The organism is Ralstonia flatus, assembly GCF_958439105.1.
Taxonomy (GTDB): domain Bacteria; phylum Pseudomonadota; class Gammaproteobacteria; order Burkholderiales; family Burkholderiaceae; genus Ralstonia; species Ralstonia flatus.
On sequence record NZ_CAUDLI010000008.1, the window covers coordinates 192,080 to 210,463 of the forward strand.

20 protein-coding genes are annotated in these 18,384 nt (G+C 61.2%); 4 read left to right on the forward strand and 16 right to left on the reverse strand.

Annotation, left to right across the window (positions count from 1 at the left end; genetic code table 11):
* Positions 1-16: 16 nt before the first annotated feature.
* The 4 genes from R2676_RS18670 to R2676_RS18685 are packed head-to-tail and all read right to left on the reverse strand — an operon-like array spanning position 17 to position 3,047.
* Entirely contained in the window at positions 17-271 is a 255-nt protein-coding gene (locus tag R2676_RS18670) for a hypothetical protein (RefSeq protein ID WP_316887296.1), read from the reverse strand.
* A 29-nt stretch (positions 272-300) separates the two neighbouring features.
* Complete coding sequence (locus tag R2676_RS18675; protein WP_206274063.1) at positions 301-1,221, reverse strand: SDR family NAD(P)-dependent oxidoreductase; 921 nt, start codon at positions 1,219-1,221, stop codon at positions 301-303.
* A 3-nt stretch (positions 1,222-1,224) separates the two neighbouring features.
* Positions 1,225-2,082, reverse strand: a complete 858-nt coding sequence (locus tag R2676_RS18680; protein ID WP_316887298.1) for an SDR family NAD(P)-dependent oxidoreductase — start codon at positions 2,080-2,082, stop codon at positions 1,225-1,227.
* The gene (locus R2676_RS18685) at positions 2,079-3,047 is read right to left on the reverse strand and encodes an alpha/beta hydrolase (RefSeq protein ID WP_316887299.1); all 969 of its coding nucleotides are present in this window, start codon (positions 3,045-3,047) and stop codon (positions 2,079-2,081) included. The genes R2676_RS18680 and R2676_RS18685 overlap by 4 nt, the downstream gene beginning before the upstream one ends.
* A 44-nt stretch (positions 3,048-3,091) precedes the next feature.
* On the opposite strand from R2676_RS18685, the gene R2676_RS18690 reads away from it, so the two are divergent.
* On the forward strand, positions 3,092-3,742 hold the full coding sequence (locus R2676_RS18690; protein WP_206274061.1) for a TetR/AcrR family transcriptional regulator: 651 nt from the start codon (positions 3,092-3,094) through the stop codon (positions 3,740-3,742).
* Between the two features lie 176 nt (positions 3,743-3,918).
* On the opposite strand, the gene R2676_RS18695 is transcribed toward R2676_RS18690, so the two are convergent.
* Both R2676_RS18695 and R2676_RS26205 read right to left on the reverse strand, forming a co-directional pair.
* Positions 3,919-4,062 (reverse strand): hypothetical protein, encoded by a 144-nt coding sequence (locus R2676_RS18695; protein WP_316887300.1) that lies wholly within the window; start codon positions 4,060-4,062, stop codon positions 3,919-3,921.
* 459 nt (positions 4,063-4,521) lie between these two features.
* Complete coding sequence (locus R2676_RS26205) at positions 4,522-5,256, reverse strand: plasmid fertility inhibition factor family protein (protein ID WP_410482518.1); 735 nt, start codon at positions 5,254-5,256, stop codon at positions 4,522-4,524.
* 607 nt (positions 5,257-5,863) lie between these two features.
* Here R2676_RS26205 and R2676_RS18700 point away from each other — a divergent pair.
* Positions 5,864-8,059 carry an ankyrin repeat domain-containing protein gene (locus R2676_RS18700; protein WP_206274059.1) on the forward strand — a complete coding sequence of 732 codons (2,196 nt, stop codon included), beginning with the start codon at positions 5,864-5,866 and terminating at the stop codon, positions 8,057-8,059.
* 49 nt (positions 8,060-8,108) lie between these two features.
* On the opposite strand, the gene R2676_RS18705 is transcribed toward R2676_RS18700, so the two are convergent.
* The 3 genes from R2676_RS18705 to R2676_RS18715 form a co-directional block, all read right to left on the reverse strand.
* Positions 8,109-8,348 carry a hypothetical protein gene (locus tag R2676_RS18705; protein ID WP_206274058.1) on the reverse strand — a complete coding sequence of 80 codons (240 nt, stop codon included), beginning with the start codon at positions 8,346-8,348 and terminating at the stop codon, positions 8,109-8,111.
* A 194-nt stretch (positions 8,349-8,542) separates the two neighbouring features.
* Positions 8,543-9,454 carry a toxin-antitoxin system YwqK family antitoxin gene (locus tag R2676_RS18710; protein WP_206274057.1) on the reverse strand — a complete coding sequence of 304 codons (912 nt, stop codon included), beginning with the start codon at positions 9,452-9,454 and terminating at the stop codon, positions 8,543-8,545.
* Positions 9,455-9,604: 150 nt separating this feature from the next.
* Positions 9,605-11,593 (reverse strand): cell wall anchor protein, encoded by a 1,989-nt coding sequence (locus R2676_RS18715; protein WP_316887301.1) that lies wholly within the window; start codon positions 11,591-11,593, stop codon positions 9,605-9,607.
* Positions 11,594-11,792: 199 nt separating this feature from the next.
* Here R2676_RS18715 and R2676_RS18720 point away from each other — a divergent pair, with 199 nt between their 5' ends.
* Positions 11,793-12,137 (forward strand): helix-turn-helix domain-containing protein, encoded by a 345-nt coding sequence (locus R2676_RS18720; RefSeq protein ID WP_206274149.1) that lies wholly within the window; start codon positions 11,793-11,795, stop codon positions 12,135-12,137.
* On the opposite strand, the gene R2676_RS18725 is transcribed toward R2676_RS18720, so the two are convergent.
* The gene (locus R2676_RS18725) at positions 12,138-12,500 is read right to left on the reverse strand and encodes a hypothetical protein (RefSeq protein ID WP_316887302.1); all 363 of its coding nucleotides are present in this window, start codon (positions 12,498-12,500) and stop codon (positions 12,138-12,140) included. It lies immediately after the preceding gene.
* A 73-nt stretch (positions 12,501-12,573) separates the two neighbouring features.
* Here R2676_RS18725 and R2676_RS18730 point away from each other — a divergent pair, with 73 nt between their 5' ends.
* Positions 12,574-12,765 (forward strand): hypothetical protein, encoded by a 192-nt coding sequence (locus tag R2676_RS18730; protein WP_316887303.1) that lies wholly within the window; start codon positions 12,574-12,576, stop codon positions 12,763-12,765.
* On the opposite strand, the gene R2676_RS18735 is transcribed toward R2676_RS18730, so the two are convergent.
* The 6 genes from R2676_RS18735 to R2676_RS18760 all read right to left on the reverse strand — a co-directional run bounded on the left by R2676_RS18735 (position 12,759) and on the right by R2676_RS18760 (position 18,237).
* Positions 12,759-13,061 (reverse strand): plasmid related protein, encoded by a 303-nt coding sequence (locus tag R2676_RS18735; protein ID WP_206274056.1) that lies wholly within the window; start codon positions 13,059-13,061, stop codon positions 12,759-12,761. The two genes, R2676_RS18730 and R2676_RS18735, sit on opposite strands and share 7 nt — an antisense overlap.
* A 257-nt stretch (positions 13,062-13,318) precedes the next feature.
* The gene (locus R2676_RS18740) at positions 13,319-14,047 is read right to left on the reverse strand and encodes a glycine zipper 2TM domain-containing protein (RefSeq protein ID WP_206274055.1); all 729 of its coding nucleotides are present in this window, start codon (positions 14,045-14,047) and stop codon (positions 13,319-13,321) included.
* Between the two features lie 268 nt (positions 14,048-14,315).
* Entirely contained in the window at positions 14,316-15,011 is a 696-nt protein-coding gene (locus R2676_RS18745) for a hypothetical protein (protein WP_206274054.1), read from the reverse strand.
* A gap of 25 nt (positions 15,012-15,036) precedes the next feature.
* Positions 15,037-15,423, reverse strand: a complete 387-nt coding sequence (locus R2676_RS18750; RefSeq protein ID WP_206274053.1) for a hypothetical protein — start codon at positions 15,421-15,423, stop codon at positions 15,037-15,039.
* A gap of 211 nt (positions 15,424-15,634) precedes the next feature.
* Positions 15,635-17,545: a sensor histidine kinase gene (locus tag R2676_RS18755; protein WP_206274052.1), complete on the reverse strand. Its 1,911-nt coding sequence runs from the start codon at positions 17,543-17,545 to the stop codon at positions 15,635-15,637.
* Positions 17,542-18,237 (reverse strand): response regulator transcription factor, encoded by a 696-nt coding sequence (locus tag R2676_RS18760; protein WP_206274051.1) that lies wholly within the window; start codon positions 18,235-18,237, stop codon positions 17,542-17,544. Before R2676_RS18760 ends, R2676_RS18755 begins: the two co-directional genes overlap by 4 nt.
* Between the last annotated feature and the right edge of the window lie 147 nt (positions 18,238-18,384).

Here is an 18,384-nt window from a genome sequence, read left to right on the forward strand (position 1 = left end):
GCTCTACACCCCCGCATCAATCAAATCCGAAATCTGCACCGACGCGCGCGCAAAGTCCGTCAGCGCGCGGGCGCGCTTGTGCTGATAGCTGCCGGCGGATGACGACGGGCTCTTTGGCGTCGGCCTGCAAGACGATGAGCATGCCGGTGTAGCGGTCGGCCTGGTAGATGTGTTTGTTGAGCAGCTGCAGCGCGCGCTCGACGTCGGCGCGGGGTAGAGGCTGGCGAGATCGGCGGGTGAGCGGGCGGCGGAGGGCGCGGCGTCGATGCACGGTTGCGCGGTGAACACTTCATCGCCTATTTATCCAACGCTTCTGCGCGTAGCGGGGCTGATCGATGCGTCAAGATTGCCGGAAGGACCGTCTTGACGTTCTGCAGGCAAGTTCCATCCGGTGGACGATGCCAGCTCGATGGCTTTCTGGATGTTTTTGCCTCGGAAGCCGGCGCGCTCGATAAAGCGTCGGAAGAGTCCTGGCGCTTTCGCGATGAGGGTATTTCGCTTGGGCACGACCACCATGTCCGCGCGCTGCTCGATGCCAGCCACAATGTTACGCACGACCGATTCGCGCGAAACCATTTTCCAAATGCCTTTGTCATTTCCACCCCACAACGCATGGCCTGCGGGATCGGCCACGACGTCGTCCATCATCGGTGTTGGGAAAAAGGTCGGATGCACGCTGCCGACACCGACTCCCAGGTGCTGCAACTCCAGCCGGACGCTGTCGCACAGTGCCCAAACTCCTGCCTTGCTGGAGGTGTAGGACGCCTGGAGCGGCGAATGGACGAAGGCAGCCATCGACGAAATACCCATGAGGTAGCCCTGCCGCTTTTGCACATAGGGCAGGCCGGCGCGGAAGGAGCGCCAGACGCCGTTGAGGTTGATGTCGATGACGCGTTCGAATGCCTCCGGATTGAGCGTGGCCATGGGCGCCATGGTGTCGATGCCGGCGTTCGCGATCACCACGTCGATGTGACCAAAATGCGCCGCGGCATCCGCCATGGCCGCCTCCAGGCTCTCCATGCTGCGCACGTTGGCGATCCAGCCGCGGGCTAGGGAAAGGTCGCCCAAGGTCTTTGCTTGCGCCTCGACCTGTGCCAAGTCGAGGTCGAACAATGCGAGGCGGGCGCCTTTGGCGCGCAGCGCTGCGGCAAGCGCTGACCCCAAGCCGCCGGTGGAGCCGGTAATGGCCACCACTCGATTGGTCAAATCATATTTCGGCATGGTTCATCCGTGCTTTGATTCCGCTTCGAGTTGCTGGATCAGGGCGTGCATTTCTCTGTGTCGACTCAGCATGGCATCGGTCAGTACACCGAAGAGGCCGCGGAATAGTGAAAACGGTACCCACCGCCATGGCGCGTAGATGCGGGGCCTGCGATATTGCATCCCTTTCGCGACAGCACGTGCGACCTGCTCGGGAGGAATGGCCCGGCGCAGCCACCCTGGAAATCCAACCTCATTCATTTTTGTCACGGTTGCATTTCCGCCGAAAGCAACCTTCGCGATGGCCGTAGCCGTCCAACCGGGGTAGACGACGCTGGCGGTAGCGCCCGTATATGCGAACTCGGCTCTGAGGCAGCGCGTGAGCATTTCGACCCCTGCCTTCGATGCGGCATAAGGTGCATTCGCCATGCCATTGAGAAATGCGTATGCGGAAGAGGTGACCAGGACTTGGCCCTTGTTGCGAATAATCTCCGGCAGCGCCGCGCGAACCGTGCGCCAGACGCCAAGCAAATCCACTTCCACGATTTTCTCGAACTCGGCCTCGTCGCAATTGGTGATTGTTGAGGCGCCGCTACGCCACGAAATGCCAGCGTTGGCAAAAACCACATCTAGGCGCCCGAAGCGTTGGATCGTCTGCTGGACGACCGCCTTCGTTGCTGCGGCGTCGGTGACGTCAAGCGCCACAGGTAGCACACGGGATGGGGTGAACTCCGCTGCAAGTGTGTCCACTGCGGTTTGCTGCATATCGGTCAGCACCAAACTCGCACCGCGGGCATACAGCTCACGTGCGGTCGCGGCGCCAATGCCGCCCGCCGCGCCGGTGATCAACACCACCTTGTCGTTCAAGTCGTAAGTCATCATGCAGTCTCCTTTTTCGACATGGCTCGTCCTTTCACCGGGACATGGCGCTTGAGAAAATCGAGCTGATCAGCCACCACCCGTTCGAAGGCTTCTCCGACGTAGATGTCGAAATGGCCTTCTCGGTAAAGGCGGATTTCGCCGTGCGGCGCTTTCGTGGCATAGCGCTGGGTTGGCCCAGGGGGCGCGACAGAGTCGGTCTCGCAGATGCAGAACAGAATCGGGCAGGACACCTTCGCCGCCCGCCGGCCGGGACGGTAGCGCAGGATGTTCAGTGCGAAGCGGGCTGCGACGTGGTTGCGGAAGGACACTCCGCTTGGCACCAGGGCCAGATAGCCGCCGTGGGCGTCGGGCGCGGTCATAAGGGCGGCGGAATGTGGCGGCCCGGAAGTGGCCACCATCAAGGGGGGCATGCCAACCAGACCGCGCAGCATGTCGGCCATGGCCATCGCCGTTACTTTGAAGCTGCTGCGCAGATCCATCGCCAGGGCGGAGGCGATACCGTCGGTGAAAGGGCATTGGGCAATGGCAGCCGCCACGGCCTGGTCGCGCGCGGCGGACGCAATGACGTGGCCGCCGCCGAAGGAGGTACCCCACAGGACGACCTTGCTCCGCATCAGGCTCGGCTGCAGCCGGGCAAAGGCAATTGCGCTGGACCAGTCTTCCAACTGTTGGCCGATGTCCAATAACTGCCTGGGTGCCCCCTCGCTCGCCCCGAAATTCCGGTAGTCGAAGACCAAGCATGCATAGCCGGCATCGCAAAAACGCTCGGCAAACGCATCCAAGCGCATCTCCTTGATGCCACCCAGCCCGTGGGCCATGACAATGACCGGGAAGGGCCCGTCTCCTGCCGGTTCATAAAGCCAGCCCAGGCAGCGCTCTCCTCGCCCCCCAGAAGAGAACTCCACGTTCGTTCTTCGCCACATTGCTCCTCCGATATGTCGATGTATGAGAATATTTGTAGCCATCAACAAACTTGTAACCGGCTCAAATAGTGTAATAGGTTCCAAAAATGGAAGTCAATCCAAAAAAGAAGAAAGCTGACCAGGAAAAGGAGACTCGAACGCAGCGCAAGGCCCAGGCGACCCGGCTGTCGATCCTGGAGGCTGCGGAGGCACTGCTGGCGGAAGGAGGGCGCGACGCAGTAACGCTGGAGGCGGTCGCAACACGTGCAGACGTGGCGGTGCAAACCTTGTACAACCGGGTGGGCGGTCTTTCAGCGCTTCTGATCACCGTGGCTGAGCGCGCTCTGGAAGAGAATCGGCAATACATGGACGCCGCATACGCCTCGCCGGGCGGGGTGGAAGACCGCTTGTACGCGGTGGCGACGGCTTACACCAACTTCGCCAGGGAGCGCCCGCACCAGTTCCGTATCCTGGTCGAGCCGCCGAACGAACCCGAGGCGCTGACGCGTGTTGCAAATTTGATTCGTGAGCAAAACGCCAAGTTGGGCGCCTTGATCCGCCGGGGTATTGACGAGGCGGTCATCGACAGCGGGTTCGATCCGGAACTGACTTCCACCACCCTATGGGCCATGATGAATGGCGTATTGAGCCTGATGTGGCGCACCGACAGCCTCCGGGCAGACGGGGCACAAATTGACGCCATGTTCGGAACGGTGACGAAGATTCTCACCGACGGCATCAAGAAGCGCGGGGCGTGAAACTCCGCCGCGGTCCGGATGGGCTTTCCCGCAACGCCGAACTGGAGACGTATGTGGCCGAACAATCTTCAACTGAGAACGGCGGGCGCGGGTTGCAATTTCCCAGCCAATAACGACAAGTCTCGGGGCTCGCCGCTGCCAACCCTGCCAGCGATGCGAGCCCCATTCCACCCGCTCTACACCCCTGCCTCAATCAAATCCGAAATCTGCACCGACGCGCGCGCAAAGTCCGTCAGCGCGCGGGCGCGCTTGTGCCGATAGCTGCCGGCGGAGATGACGACGGGCTCTTTGGCGTCGTCGTGCTGCAGGACAATGAGCATGCCGGTGTAGCGGTCTGCCTGGTAGATGTGTGTTGAGCAGTTGCAGCGCGCGCTCGACGTCGGCGGGATAGAGGCTGGCGAGGTCGGCGGGTGTGCGGGCGGCGGCGGGCGCCGCGGGAGGTGATCATTTACAGCTGGGATCGGGCGGTGGAGCCGGTGGGGTTGTTTTGAACGCCGGAGGGCCGCAGACCTCGCCGCTGCATTCACTCGGTTAGTCAGTCGGGCGATACGGGGCGGACGAAATAAGTACCAACAAGTCACGCCTGCACGCGCTCAACACGTTGCTGATACGAAAAAAAAGCGCCCCTGCACACACGGGCGCTGACGCCCCTACTATCGTAGGAGGCGTCGGAAAACGCGGCAGACGCAAGAGTTGGGACCAATGTGCTGCGCGCGTATCGCCATTTTCGACAGATTTAAAGAAGACTGAACCGCCCATTAGGAGGGGGAATTGCCTTTTTATCCAATCATTAAGCGTATGAAATGGTAGTGCGTTAAAAGTGAAGCGGAATCGAGTTTAAATAAGGAGCCGCTGTGCCGTTCAAGCTGTTCCGCTTCTGATAGCTTAACCTCAACGGGGAGTTCCGTGGCTCCGGCGAGTGCCATGTAGCGTACGCGGTGCTCGCCATCGGTCCACCTGATGACGGCTTCCGTGTTGGCTATCATCAAGCCGATTGGTGCGTGTCTGCGCTGCCGCCCGACGGTGACGCGGGGCATGCGTGGAGGCTCCGGCGTAGCTGTTGCGTACCGTTTCGAGAATTGCCCAGAATTTCGCCCGTCATCATGGCGCCCGCGCAGAACCATATGCCTCACCAGCCGGCCACCTCTAGTACGGATCTTCTCACTCCCTTCTTGGCGTGTGCCGACGCGTGTGAATGCTTGGCTCGGGTGCCTGGCCTCTCCGAGGAAATTGCCCTTGCCGCGCTGGAATGTAGCCATGCGTGCTACTTGGCCGCCGCGTTGCAGGCGCCTGATGAGAGGCAGGTTGCAGCGTTGGTTTTCCGCCAATGTATGCAGCGCTGCGTGGCCCTGTCTTTGGCATGCGCTTTGGTCAGCGACGCGGCCCACTGCGTAGCGTTGTGTCGGGAATGCGAAGCCATCTGTCGCGAACGTTCCCAGCCTACAAAGCGCTGAGCCCGAGCCGGTTACATCAATACGATCATCGGAGGGAGGAGCAAGGCCTTGTGGCGACATTCACTGGGTGACTTGCCGATGCGCGTAATACGGGCAAAGCTTGTCCTCAAGAATCGCCTCTGACGCCTCGAGGTCGTGCGCTTCCGCAGATTCTGGAAATTTTTGACCAACGGCGCGGAAGACGGCCGAGTGGCAGACCGATAGCCTTTCGAGCGTCCACTGTGGACCACAACCTCGGAAGGAATAAACATGTCATTCAAGTCGTCCAAATCCCCGTCCCCCATGACCTGCCAAGCTGCAGCCCGTATCCAGTCCAGTACCGCAAAGGCGGGTGGTGGGCAGGTAACGGCGAGCTCCTTTGCCGCCCGCGCGCAGCGCGCAGCCACAGCTCATCAGGCCAGCGCGAAGCGTTTCAAATAAGGGAGGAGGGCTCGGTGCCCTTTGTGCCACCGAGTCCGCATTTCACCATGTACAGCAAAGACAAAGACATCGCAGTCACGGTGCGGCGACTGCTAGCGCAGGGCTGGCGCTACGTCGCCGGCCGCAAGCATGGCAGGCTGATCGCCCCGAACGGACGAACACTCGCTGTGCCATGCACGCCCAGCGATTGGCGTGCCAGTCGAAATTTCGCGCGGGACGTCCGCCGCGTTTTGACGTGGACTCAAGCATGAGTCAGATGGTGCCTCCGTATCCAACAATTGGCGAATGTATCCGTGCGTTAGCCGGTGCTCTGGATGTCAAGCACAGCGACCGCCATGTGGACCGCCTGGCGCGGGAAGGCGACTTTGACTGGGCGAAAATTGATGAGGTGATTCAGAAACTGCTGGTCGACGGCATGGCGCGGGTGATTGGGGAGGATGCGCAGACACTCGTCAAACCGTGGCTTCTTGATGTGAAAGAGCGCTACTGTCGTCTGGTTCTGGTGGTACCTCTCGATGCTCTCGACCGATCTCACGCGCTGCCGGTCCTGATCGAACACTTCTTTGTGCCCAATGCGGGGATGCTGCTGATGTCGCTTCACCAGCGGCGAAGCGGGCCGGATCTCCGTCTGTTGCTTAACGAGAAGCGCATGCCTGTCGCTGTGCTGCTGGATTGGCTTAGCGATCGCCTCGGCAGTCCCGTCGACCCGTTCCTCTATCCGACGAGTACCGGGGCGGATCGAACTGCGCGGGACAAGCTCAGCAAGTGGCGCACTGGTATCGATGTTCCGTCATCGCAAAGCATCCAACTACTGGTGACGCAGCTTCGCAAGCGATCCGATGACGATCTCGCCGCGTCTGCGGGTCTCTGGTTGCTGGTGGCCGCAGCACTTGCACGATTCGAGCGTAGCTGGATGCAGTCACTCCGGCCGTTGCTCTCGCGACAACTGATTAGCCCCTCAACAGCGTGCGATCCATCCGAACGGCTGGCCGAATTGGTTCGCAAGGTTGGGGCCATGTGGCCCGAGTTGGCGGAGCGCGGTCAAAGGCTCTGGAGCGAGCTAAAGCGAGCGGCGCCCAAGGTAGCCGGGGACCAGTCACGACTGTGGAGCGAGATCGAGCAACTTCAGGCGCTGGCAAGTGTTCACGACCCCGAGGGGCGGACCGCCTATCACTACGCGTGGATGAAAGCCAGATGGCATGTGCTCTCGGGCCAGTATGAAGAGGCGTTTCCACACTTTGAAAACGCGTTCGAGCAGGCTTGCTACCGCGCGGGACACCAGCTCAGGGACGTTGTGCAGGAGGCTGCCTGCATTGCCGCCTTCCTGGGAAAGACGCCCGCCTTGAAGCGACTCAAGCACGTGGCCGTCGCACTTGGGTTGTTCCGGCAGCCAGAGGGGCACGTTGTCGAGGATTGGGAAGTCGAGCAGTTCCGCCAGCAGTTGCCTTTGCTGTTTCCGCCCGATGGCCGGTTTCCAGAGTGCCGGCAAGATTTCGCAATGCAGCCTCTTGCGGGGCTGCTGTTGATTTCTGACGAGGCGGTTTCCGCGATCGAACCTGACCTGAAGCGTGTTGATCGCGTTCGAGCTGTTCACTTTGAGGGCGGCCGAGTCAAGCGGTGGCCACAGATCAGCCTCTTCGTCGCGTTCGGACAACCTGAACAGGTGAGGCGTCTGCTGAATGCTGGAGCGTCCGTAGACGCGTTGGACAGTTCCGGTGGGTCGCCGTTGTTATGCGCGCTGCAGCATGCGCTTCGTACTGGAGAAAGGATGACAGTGGACCTGCTGCTGAAGGTTCCACATCATCCTGACACCCTGAATTCTGCGACGGCGCGCAAGAAGCTGACACCGCTCATGTGTGCGATTGAGCTTGGTGAACCGGATGTGGTTGCGGCGCTCCTGGCTCAAGGGGCTGACCCCAATATGCGGGCACAGACGGATCAACAATCGCCGCTCTATTACGCGATGGGCCAATTGTCTGGCAAAGTTCATCCCGACCGGATGATGGCCCGGCTCGTTGCGGGGTTTCGGAACGCCCCTGATCTAATGCTGCAAGATACGCTTCGGCGATATGGAGTGGGCTCGGCGGGTCTCTTCGGATCGCAGAATCGATTTGCGGCGGGCAATCCTGCCGTGGCCGTGCAGGTTGCGAAATTCATAGTCGAGCAGCACGTGCGTCGCCATCGCGTAGACCGGCTCCAGCGCATCATTGAACTATTGCTGACTTCAGGAGCCAATCCGAACGCGGGACACAGCTACCCGGTGCCGGGGCGAACGCCCCTGATGCTGGCTGCCGAAAGCGATTTGCCAGAGGCATTCGACCTCATGGTGCGCCACGGTGGAGAGCCAATGCAGCCCGACGCAGCCGGACAGAATTGCATGCGTATCGCACTGGCGTTCGGCTCGGGTCGGGTTGTTCGATACATCAAGACTGCATGCACCTGACGCCCACACCATGCAGACCATTCGACGTGCTGCGCGCCGCCGCCGTTGGTCAGCATATGGGCCGTAAACCCAGCATGTGATAGGCGATCAGGTGACCGACGACGAGGTTGGTACAGGCGAGCACGACCCAACCCAGCACCAATTTGTTGCGCCGCCTGAGGCTAGTCTGTTCGGTCGCCGCAAGACTATCAGCGGGGCTCGGCAAAACCCGGATGCACAGAACGACGGAGAAGAGAGTGCAGCCGATGAGGGATGCTGCAACCCAGAGTCCCTGAGAATGGATGTCCATGATGTACTCGCTGGTTCAACAGGCGATTCCTCTCGATGGCTTGTGAAGGCGGCAACCGTGCCCAGTCTAGCGTGCTTGTTCACGTGCAACGACACGGTATGACGCTCGCTTGCCACTGAGCAAAAAAAATGCCGGCATGGCCCCTCGCTGGGAGGAAGCCATGCGCGGCAAGCGTGACTGGCCGCGCCACCCGGTCATGTCGGTTCTTTGCCGGCGCGGCAGTTGTCCACCCACTCCCAAGCTTGATCGAGCGTGACGAGCGTGTCTTTTTCGTGCGTCGTCGTAAAAGCTGTCGACCAGCGCTCGGTGCAGGCATTGCTTTCAGTCGGCCAATCGTTGCGGTTGTCGGTGGTGGTCGGCTTTGCTGCGGCGGCATCAAGACCTGCTGAATTGGTAGCCGCTGGCGGCGTGTCGATTCGCTTGTTCGCCGCGTAGCGCGCTTCTTCCACCACGTTTCCGCTGCCGTCGTACTTGCGATAGACACCATCCATCTTGCCGTCCTTCCAGTCGAGCTGCGCGATGAGCTTGCCCGTAGCTGGATCGAACCCTTCCTCCGTGCCCTGCATGGCACCGTTCTCCCAGGGGATCACGTGCACGAGCTTGTGGGTGTCCAGCGTGTAGAGCCGCAGCTTACTGTTGGGCTGTCCATCCTTGAAATCGACCTCGGCAAAAACGTCGTCGCCGGTTGGTGCGTTGAGCTTGAACGATCCATCCAGCGTACCGTTGCTGAACGAGAATTTCGCACGAACGATGTCCGATTCCCTCTGCTTACACGTGACCTTGCCATCGGGCAAACCATCGTTCACCGGAACCTCACAGAGCGAGGTCAATCCCATGCTTCCGATTGGCGTCACCGGAAAGTACAGGCCGAGGAGCCTGAAGATCTTGTTGAAACCCGTTTGATTCGAAGTGGCGGTCATCAGCGGGACATTGGTGACCTTGCCGGAGAACGGTGAGTTCGCTCCCTTCGCGTAGACCTTGCCGTTGACGATTTCTGCGTTGCGGTAGTCAAGCGTTCGATTGCCGCAGGCGCTCAGGAGCAATGCACCAGTGGCGAGCGTGCAGAGGGCCAGCGCGCGACGAGCGGAATACAGAGTGGTGTTCATGTGAAGTGTCCTTGTGAAATGAGGGTGATGGATTCGGTGCGGGTGAGCAGCGGCTGTAAAAAAAGCCGCGCCTGCAAAACAGGCACGGCTCAAATGCTCCCCGTCACGGTTGCCCGCCTCTCGGGGCGGGTTGCCGTTTTGCGTCATGGTTCAGTTGTTGTATTGGTACGTGTTGCTGTAGTAGAGGCCTCCGGCTTGCCAGCCCAGTTGCACCTGCTGGGCTTTGACCGCGCCGCAGCTAGCCGTCGCCGTCAGCCCGCCGACAGCATTGGCAATGGTTGAGGAATACGAGCCGTCGCTGTTGCCCGTCGGCGTGGCCGAGTTGATCGCCACGGCCGATTCCAGTGCGGAGGGCACGCCGTTGACGATGGAGCGTGGGAACGACGAGGCGAACGCTGCCCACAGATTCGGATACGCTGGGGCATTGGCCGGGTTGGTCCACGTGACGGTTGCAGGCGTATTGGCCGTGACGCACCCCGGCGCGGTGGTGCCTGCCGTCAGGTAGTTGGCAACGGTTGTGCTGCTCAGCGTTTGCCACGGCGCGTGAATACCTGCTGCGGCTGCCACGTTGGGACCGACATTGAGCACCTTCTGCGGCGTGCCGATAGCGGTCCCGGTCGCGTCGTACAGCGTGACCGTGTAGATACCGTACTGCCCAATGCTGGAGACATCCACCGGTTGCGAGGCATATTCAGCGAGCCCGTTGGGTACGTAGGAGCTGCTTCCGCCCGACAGCGATGCCCACGACCACTTGTACTGCGTCGACATGCCGATGTCTGGCCTGGGCACGGGACCGTTGGCGACGAATGGTGCGGTCAATGCTGTTGCCGGGAAGGTCAGGCGCGGACTGAGGTGCATCGCCTGATCGATCGCCGTCATGTAGACCCCGCCAGCCGGCAGGCCGGGGCCTTGCACGGAGGCCGATGTGACGGTGGTCGTCGTGCCTCCCACCGTGAAGGTCGCAGGAATCCGAATATCCAACCCCGACTCCAAACGCCCGTTGCCCGCATCGGCCGCGTTGAGGAACTGCTGGCGGCCCAGGAACGAAGCGATGTAGAGGTTGAACTGCTCCTGGTTACCGATGATGTCCCAGGAGCCATCGGGCAATTGCTGCACGATGTCGGTTGCGAAGTTGGCCGCACCCGTCGCGTCGGTGAAGAGGAAGTACACCAGAGCGGCATTGCCGGTGATGTTCGGCAGCGTGTTGGGCTTGAGGAACGTCACCGTCTTCACGCCCGTCAGCTTCGAACCCGCTGCCGAGATGCCAGGATGGCGCGCCTGGAAGGTGGTGAAGCCTTGGCTTAGATAGCCGGCATCAACGGCTGTGGAGCAAGCCGAAACCGTACCGGCCAAGCACTGTCCCAGTTGCGAAACCAGTGTCGCCAGATAGTTCGCCGGCTGCGGCGGCACCGCGAGAGGTGCTGTAGACGAGGCGTTTTGACTGAGCTGAATCGCCGTGTTCGGATCTGCAATGCTGGAAAGCTGCAGGCCGCTTCCGGTGGTCGATTGCGTAATGGCCACTGCATCGATCACCGCATCCGCCCCCGTCTGGTTTGGCGTGAAGGCGCCCCCAATCGGATCAAACGACCCAGCATCCAACCCCTTGGCAGCCAGGATGGCCGACAGCGCGGTATTGAGCTTCGCCACCGAGGCAGCAACGGCAGAAGAAGACACACCCGCCAGTGCAGACGACGCTGCCAAGCCCCCGGGATTGCCATCGGAGGTTAGCTGCGCAGCAACGGCCGTGGTCAGTGGCGTCACGTTGGCAATGACTGGTGCCGAAGTGCCAGTGGCCGTGCTGGCGACGACGGAATACAGCGGCAGCGAGATACCGGCCGGGTCATTGGCGGTAATCAGCAGCGGAGCGGTGAGGCCCGAAAGCGGCACGGCGTAGCTGCCGTTAGCGTCACTCGTGGTTGAAGCGGTGTTGCCCTGGGCATCGACAACGACAACCTTGGCGTTTGCCAGAGCCGTGCCGACAGCCACAGTGCCTGTCAGGCTCTGCGGACTAGCCGCTGGCGCCGTTGTCGTGCCGGTCCCGGCAGTGCTGCCGCCGTCTCCACCACCACAGGCCGTCAGGACGGCGGCCATCATGGCGCTCAGGATGAACTTACTGCCCCCTACGGTGATGTTCTTCAATTTCAGCTTCCTTTGTTGATGTTGTTGGATGCGAGGCCGCCGAGCAAACGCAGGCTCGCTTTGTCGTGTTTACTCGACAACTCGCGGCGTGACGAAACCCCTTTGCCTTGGGGTTATCGGCAACTGGTCGCAAGATTGTAGAGTATAGACAGCAATAACTGACGTGTTTATAGCGTCGAGAATCAGTCGTCAGGTGGGCATCCTGTTCGCCATGACAGCCAAGCGCCCCGACACATCCGCAGTAGTCCGCCCGGCCGCGATTTCGGTGGCCCTGGGCAAACGCATCAAGCAGTGCCGGCATGCTGCTGACAAGTCACAGGAAACACTGGCCTTTGAGGCGCACGTTGACCGGACCTACATTTCTTCGATCGAGCGTGGTGTTGCCAACCCATCGGTCGAGACCCTGGCCAGCATTTGCTACTGCCTGGGTGTGACGCTCTCCGAACTGTTCGCGCCCTTGGATAGCGTGTCGCTCAAGCCAACCGGCCAGCGGCGCGCCAACGCGGCGACACCTCCCGAGATCAAGCGCAGCCGCTTGCGGTAACTACGGTGGCTTCAGCCTAATCGACACCGCGCCTTCCAGGGTCACCGGCTGCACTGCTGCTGAGGTGACCAGAAACGGCTTGCGTTTGCCAAGCTCCAGGCGGGCATTGGCGCTGGCTAGCGCCGGCTCCGACTCGGCGGGATCGAGCAACAAAAGCGCGTGAGGTGCAAAGCGTCGGGTGTGCCGCCGTCCTTCGATGCCGACCGCCAGCGCCGCGTGGGCGCCGTGCCGGCTGCGCCAGCCCAGAATCACCGGCCAGCCTTTGGACAATTCCCGAGTACAGAACCGCAGGATTGCCGATGAGTTGCCCTGGGTGGTGATCGGCCGAGCGCCGCAGTTCAGCTCCCAGATGAAGGACGCCAACTCCGATAGCGTTAGGCCGTGCAGGTAATGCGGCCAGGCCCGATCCCAGAAATTGGCTTTCGGGACCGTTCACATGCTGCCGAATCTGGACCGGATCGGACAGCTTGCCGAGCAGCGCAAGCGCCATGGCGACACAGTGCAACGGACTGCCACCGTCCCAATCGCCTTGTCGGCTGAAGAGTGGGTTGCCGGAATCCGCCACCGTCAACCGCTGCCCGGAACTCAAGGCCGGGTGCAGTTTCTGGACCAAGGCCTCCATCAGTAGTCCTCCGGCAGCAGGACGGTCGTCACCGAGCGGTCCCATTCGGTGATGATCCACACCTTCTGTCCATTCCCCAGCAGGTAGCTGGACAACACACGCTGGCCGGTGATGGCCGCTAAGTCGTTCAGTGCGAGATCTTCGGATGAGAGGTCGCCCCAGTCGCCTCGGGCGTGGCGGTTCAGCAGTTTGAAAACTGACACTTCAGCCGCAGCCAGTGCGGCAACAGCGGCAGGCGTCGCCACCAGTTGTCCGAGTGGTAGGCGTGGTGGAGGCAATGCAGGTAAGGACGGTTCTGTCATGGTGTGTTCCTGAAAAATGGACGAGCGCCGGCCTCCAGCGGAGCCGGATGCAGGGTCGTCGGGATTGGGGAAGTTGAAAGAAGAGAAGGCCGGGCGCGAAGCCCGGCTTATGCCTGCAATGCCGTCAAGCTAAGGGCAAAAAAAAGGCCGCTCCGATTTGCCGGAGCGGCCTCATTGCTTGTTTCTAACGCTGCGTTTAACTGAACCGCGTTCGGCCCGAGGGCCGGTTTTATGCTGCCTGCGGCAGCGTGCAACGATCAGCCTGCCGCGAGGTTGCCGTTCTCCACGTGCACGCGGTCGCCCACTTGGAAGCCCGGTGCAGCCTTGTATGTGAAGGTGCGGGTCGCGCCGTTGTCCATGCGTACGCTGACGTTGTAGGACGTGTCGCGGTGGTAGTAATTCTCGGCTTCATGGCCTGCATACCCGCCACCCACCGCGCCGGCGACGGTTGCCAGCGTGCGGCCATTGCCCTTGCCGATCTGGTTGCCCAGAAGGCCACCCACCACTGCGCCGCCGATCATGCCCAGACCGGTTTCGTTGCCTTGCTGCGTGGCGATCGGCGTGATGGCGGTGACCTGACCAGCATACGGGTTGGTAGCCGGGCGCGGCTGCGCATAGTCGTTGTTCGACGACGGGTTACGTTCCGCATACGACGGGGCCGGATGATGCACCGCGTGGTGTACCGCGCTCGGCTGTGCCGGATAGGTCGGGGCCGCTTGATTCGGCGCTGCCGTCTGGCCGGGTGCAGCCAGCGCCAGCGGTGCGGAGGCCGGTTGCGCGGCGACGTTCGGGTTGGTGCTGCCCTGCATAGCCTTCGAGGTGGGCAGAACGCCAGTCATGGCAGCCACGCCCGTCACGCTCGCGATGATCACCGCGACGGCAGCAGCGGCCATCAGCGGATGCATGCGGCGCGACTGCGGCACCTGGCCCAGCGACGTGCCTGTGTACTGTTGACCTTGGATGTTCGGCTGCATGTTGTCCATCATCTTCTCCCTAGGCCGTTGAGGTGTTGGCCTTTCGATGGACAAAGTTTGGTCGATCGGTCGACGGGAATCCGTTTTAAATTGTGAGAATCTGTAGTGCGCTATTCCCCTTATAAATCAACGGATTGAGCACCTTCTGTGCAAGGTGTGGAAACCTGACACGGTTACAAATGGTGGGGTGGGGGCCGTCGGCACTCGACCGACTTCGTGCCGCGTTGCCGTAGCGACGAGAGCGGTATCACTTATTAACACCCCAGGGATAATTCCCAGCCTATCGGTCAGTCCGAATCGGCGGCGCCAATTCGCTTCTCCCCGATCCGGGATTGGGTGCCCCAAAGTTGCAGGTACGGAAGCCGCGTGCTGTACAGGGATCACCAGTCGTGCGAGTCCCCTGTGATTTGCTCGGTTGGCTGCCACTTTGGCGGGCCAACTGGCTCTGCAGTTGCACGACCGAGTCCATTACCGTATCCCTGGAGCCGTATGGCTTCGGCTGCAGACTTCCTCCTTGCAAGCCTTCCGACACTAGGCGCTCAACCTCAGCTTGCTGCGCACGCGCTTCAGCTTCCGCTTTCTGCTGCTCGTCCTTTGCCCGATCGGCGGCTGCCTGATCCGCAGTCTTGCAGATGCGGCATGTCTGCAGCACGATCTGCTTCTTGCGGATTGGCTTTTCACTGGTGCCCATGACACGATCACCCTCTTCCTTGCCATTCGGAAGGATGGTGAAAGCCGGAGTGCTGTCGACCAAGTATTCGACCTTCGCACATGCCGGCGCATCGGCTCGTATGAGCAAGTCGGCGCCATACAGCCCTTTCTGGCTGCCGGTCGGCGTCATTTGAATATTGGCGTTGCAGGTGCCAACGATTTGCGTGCAATCGCACTCCTGGGCTTGTGCCAGAGTGACTGCGCCAAGAGTTAGGAATGATAACGTCCTGAGTGCCCAAGGCAGCATACGTAAAGAGGTGTGCATGTTATCGACCGTCGGCAAATAGGGCTTAGCTGCACTTGCGCACCGCGCTGACTTTGTCGAGCAGTTCAGTGCGGCGGGCGTAGGCGTCTGCGGTTTCCTTGCTGCTGTCGTGAGACTGTTGGAGTTGGGCGTTTGCTGCATGCTGCTGACTCGCGAGAGAAGCATTGCCCGCTCCCATCGCCAGCCCCTCGGCCACCGCACCGAGGAGGTCGATAAAGCCGAAGCTGCTGTTATCTTCGTGGTAGTTCTTGTTTGCTTCCACGGCGGCGCGTTCTCGACTCAACGCTTCGCAATTCATGGTTGTGTAGGTTTGCGGATCTTGCATGGGCGGCAGCGAAGTGCATGCGCCAAGAAAGGCCGTTGCCGCCAACATGGCAGCACAGACAGCGTTCGATTTTTTCGAGTTCACCATATTCCCCCCTGAATTTACGCGGGCGATTTGGAGCACGTGCCCGTGTGCCTGAGTCTGCCTTGGTAAGGACGCGCCATTTGTCGCGGCGGAACTCACCTTTGCTTGAGCTGAAGATAGGGGTTCTCGGGGGGGCGGTCATCCCCAGTTTTGGGGATGCCATAACCCGCAGCGGCGCCAGACGTTTTACTTGGAGCGTCCTGGCCGTCGCAAACTACTTAGGAGGGGGCAGCAGCAAACGCACCACAGTACCTTCCGTGGATGACTCGATCGACAGTTCGCCACCAATGGCCGCCGCTCTGGCGCGCATGTTGGCCAAACCGTGGCCGTGTGCCACGGTGGCGATGTCGAAGCCAGGCCCGCTGTCTCGGACTTCGATCAGCAACGTACTTGCTTCCGCGCTCGGCTCGCCAAGGCTGCGCCCAACCACCTGCAGCACACCACCGCCGGCATGCTGCATGGCGTTCGAAAACGCTTCGAGGAGGATGTACTGCAACTCGCGCACGATCTGCGGTGTGAGGCCAGCCACCGGCGGTAAGCGCTCGACTTGCCAGTCCACGGTCAACCCGGCGGCCAGCAGTCTATCGCGCAGACGGTAGCGTAGGTTGCCCAGCACCGCAGCCAGATCGCCCCCGGTATCTTGCAAGGCATCGACCGAGAATTTCAGGGTATCCAGGGCCTGCTGCAGATGCTGTTGCAGAGCCAGGGGCGAAGCCTGACCGGAGCGCAGTAGGCTGAGCGCGCCAACCAGCGTGCTGCCGAGCCCGTCGTGCATATCGCGCATGATGCGTCCGCGTTCCCTGAGGGCGGCCTGCTCGCGCTCGATTCCGCGGGAATGGGCATAGAGCTTGTGCAGCTCAATCTCTTTTTGAGCCACCTTTTGATCGAGGTCGCGGTTCAGCTCTGCCAGCATCCGGCTCGTGCGGGTGTAGCGTTCCGCCAGCAACCAAGCCATGGCCAAGCTGAACAGCAGCGACACGTACTTGGTCAGTGCAGTTTCCCAATAGAAGTCACCGATTATCGTGATACGCACGATATCCGCAGACGTGAGCGCGGTAGAGAGCCCCACCGCAGTGGCCAGGGCGATGCGCTCGCGGTTAGGGCGGCGTAGCGTAGACCACACAAGCGCACTGCCCACGATGCACGCCATCACAACGTTGATGGCCCAATCGGCCATCTTGAGCAAAGGCACGCGCAGCACGCTGGCCATCAGTACGATCAACGGGAGCTTGAGCCACAGGTACATATTGACCAGCCGGACTGGCCAGCGCGCGCGGACGTCAATGATGATCAGTGCGAACCTAGCTGTGGCCACCATGAAAACCGCGCGACCTGACAGGATGATGACTTGCCATACCCCGCGCGGAAGTGGGGCGTCGGTTAGAAAAAACTCCGCCAGGCTCACAGCCCACGCGATCTCGGCCAGCGCGTACAGCCCGAACAGCGGGTCGCGCTGGCGCCACCAAATCAGCAGCGAGATACCGGCCAGCACCAGACTGACGGCGGCAATGACCAGCGGCCCGATCACGCGGAACCACAGTGCGCCCTCGTAGCGCGCGCGCATCGTGCTGCCCGGCCCGAACTCCACCGGTGACAGGCCGCCACGCGCGTTTGCAAGTGCTGCAATCGTGATATCGAGCGTGTTATCGGCCTGCAGCATGGCCTCGGGCACCGGCACATAGAGGGGGCGCTGACCACCATACGGAGCTGGTGCGCATAGGTCGCCTGATGAAGCCAGCAGCTTGCCGTTCAGCCGCATCTCAAAACTGTTGGCGGCGCGGGCCAAGTAGAACGCCGGGCTGTCATGTCCACTGGGGACATGGTGGAATGTCAGCCGGTAAGTGGTACGGCCGTCTTTGCCCGGAAAGGCACGATCCCAGTAGTGCGGAAGTTGGATCGGTGTGAGCGCGGCATCGACGCCATTGTTGGCATCGAGCTCGCTGTCTGTCGTGCAGAGGGTAAAGCGGATTGCCGCCTCGGCATTGCGAAGCACTTGAACGTCGTGGTCGGTGCCATCGCCCGCCGCGCTGCTGACGAGAGGCCAAGCAACGACCAGAAGGATGAAGCCGATCCACAGGGTTGCGTTGCGGATCGCGGCACTGCGCGCTATGGCGAGCTTCCTCACAGAGATTTCAGCAGGCCGAGCTTGTGCGCCTCGAAGACAGCCTCGGTGCGAGAATTCACTGCCAGCTTGCCGTAGATGTTGCGGATATGCGATGCCACCGTATTCACCGTAATCGAGAGATAACCGGCAATTTCCGCGTAGGTATAACCGCGCGAGATCAGATCGAGGATTTCGCTTTCGCGCGTTGACAGCACGATGCTATGCGCCGACGGCGGGGCGGTCTGGCCGCGCGAATCCGACTCGCGCAGCCGGTTGATAACCTGTCGCGCTATCACGGGGCTCATTGGCGAGCCTCCGGATCGCAATTCCAGTACCGAGGCGCGCAGTTCATCATCGGACGCATCTTTGAGCAAATAGCCAGATGCGCCTGCAGTGATGCTGGCCAGGACGTTCGATTCATCTCCGAACATGGTGATCACCATGCAATCGCATTGTGGATGCTGCTGGCGTGCAAAGCGGATGACGTCAATGCCCGATCCATCAGGTAGACCGAGGTCGCAGAGGACAACGTCTACCGTATTCGCGTGCAGCCAGGACAATGCACTTGCGCGATCACCGCAGCTTGCCACGACACGGATGCCCGGCACACTGCCTAGCGCGGCATGCAGATGGATACTGGTGGTACGGTCATCCTCAACGAGAAGGACGCGAATCTCAGTATTCGTTGTCGGCGGTGGGGGCGAGTGGCGCATGTTCGGAGGCGAGCTACTCCGGTTGTTCAGGGTGGTTACAGACAAAGCAGTTTGATGCTAGCGGTACGTTTTGGGCCGGTCAATGTTGGGAGCGGGAGGGATTTGTCGCCGAGCGCGGCTGCCTTCTGCGAGTTCTTCTGCACTGCA

Coding starts and splice junctions, on each gene's coding strand:
- R2676_RS18705 (WP_206274058.1), bottom strand. CDS start 8,348: ATGGACATCCATTCTCAGGGACTCTGGGTTGCAGCATCCCTCATCGGC.
- R2676_RS18695 (WP_316887300.1), bottom strand. CDS start 4,062: ATGCTCATTGTCCTGCAGCACGACGACGCCAAAGAGCCCGTCGTCATC.
- R2676_RS18700 (WP_206274059.1), top strand. CDS start 5,864: ATGAGTCAGATGGTGCCTCCGTATCCAACAATTGGCGAATGTATCCGT.
- R2676_RS18690 (WP_206274061.1), top strand. CDS start 3,092: ATGGAAGTCAATCCAAAAAAGAAGAAAGCTGACCAGGAAAAGGAGACT.
- R2676_RS18760 (WP_206274051.1), bottom strand. CDS start 18,237: ATGCGCCACTCGCCCCCACCGCCGACAACGAATACTGAGATTCGCGTC.
- R2676_RS26205 (WP_410482518.1), bottom strand. CDS start 5,256: ATGTCGCCACAAGGCCTTGCTCCTCCCTCCGATGATCGTATTGATGTA.
- R2676_RS18710 (WP_206274057.1), bottom strand. CDS start 9,454: ATGAACACCACTCTGTATTCCGCTCGTCGCGCGCTGGCCCTCTGCACG.
- R2676_RS18735 (WP_206274056.1), bottom strand. CDS start 13,061: ATGACAGAACCGTCCTTACCTGCATTGCCTCCACCACGCCTACCACTC.
- R2676_RS18730 (WP_316887303.1), top strand. CDS start 12,574: ATGCTGCCGAATCTGGACCGGATCGGACAGCTTGCCGAGCAGCGCAAG.
- R2676_RS18750 (WP_206274053.1), bottom strand. CDS start 15,423: ATGGTGAACTCGAAAAAATCGAACGCTGTCTGTGCTGCCATGTTGGCG.
- R2676_RS18740 (WP_206274055.1), bottom strand. CDS start 14,047: ATGATGGACAACATGCAGCCGAACATCCAAGGTCAACAGTACACAGGC.
- R2676_RS18675 (WP_206274063.1), bottom strand. CDS start 1,221: ATGCCGAAATATGATTTGACCAATCGAGTGGTGGCCATTACCGGCTCC.
- R2676_RS18745 (WP_206274054.1), bottom strand. CDS start 15,011: ATGCACACCTCTTTACGTATGCTGCCTTGGGCACTCAGGACGTTATCA.
- R2676_RS18685 (WP_316887299.1), bottom strand. CDS start 3,047: ATGGCTACAAATATTCTCATACATCGACATATCGGAGGAGCAATGTGG.
- R2676_RS18680 (WP_316887298.1), bottom strand. CDS start 2,082: ATGATGACTTACGACTTGAACGACAAGGTGGTGTTGATCACCGGCGCG.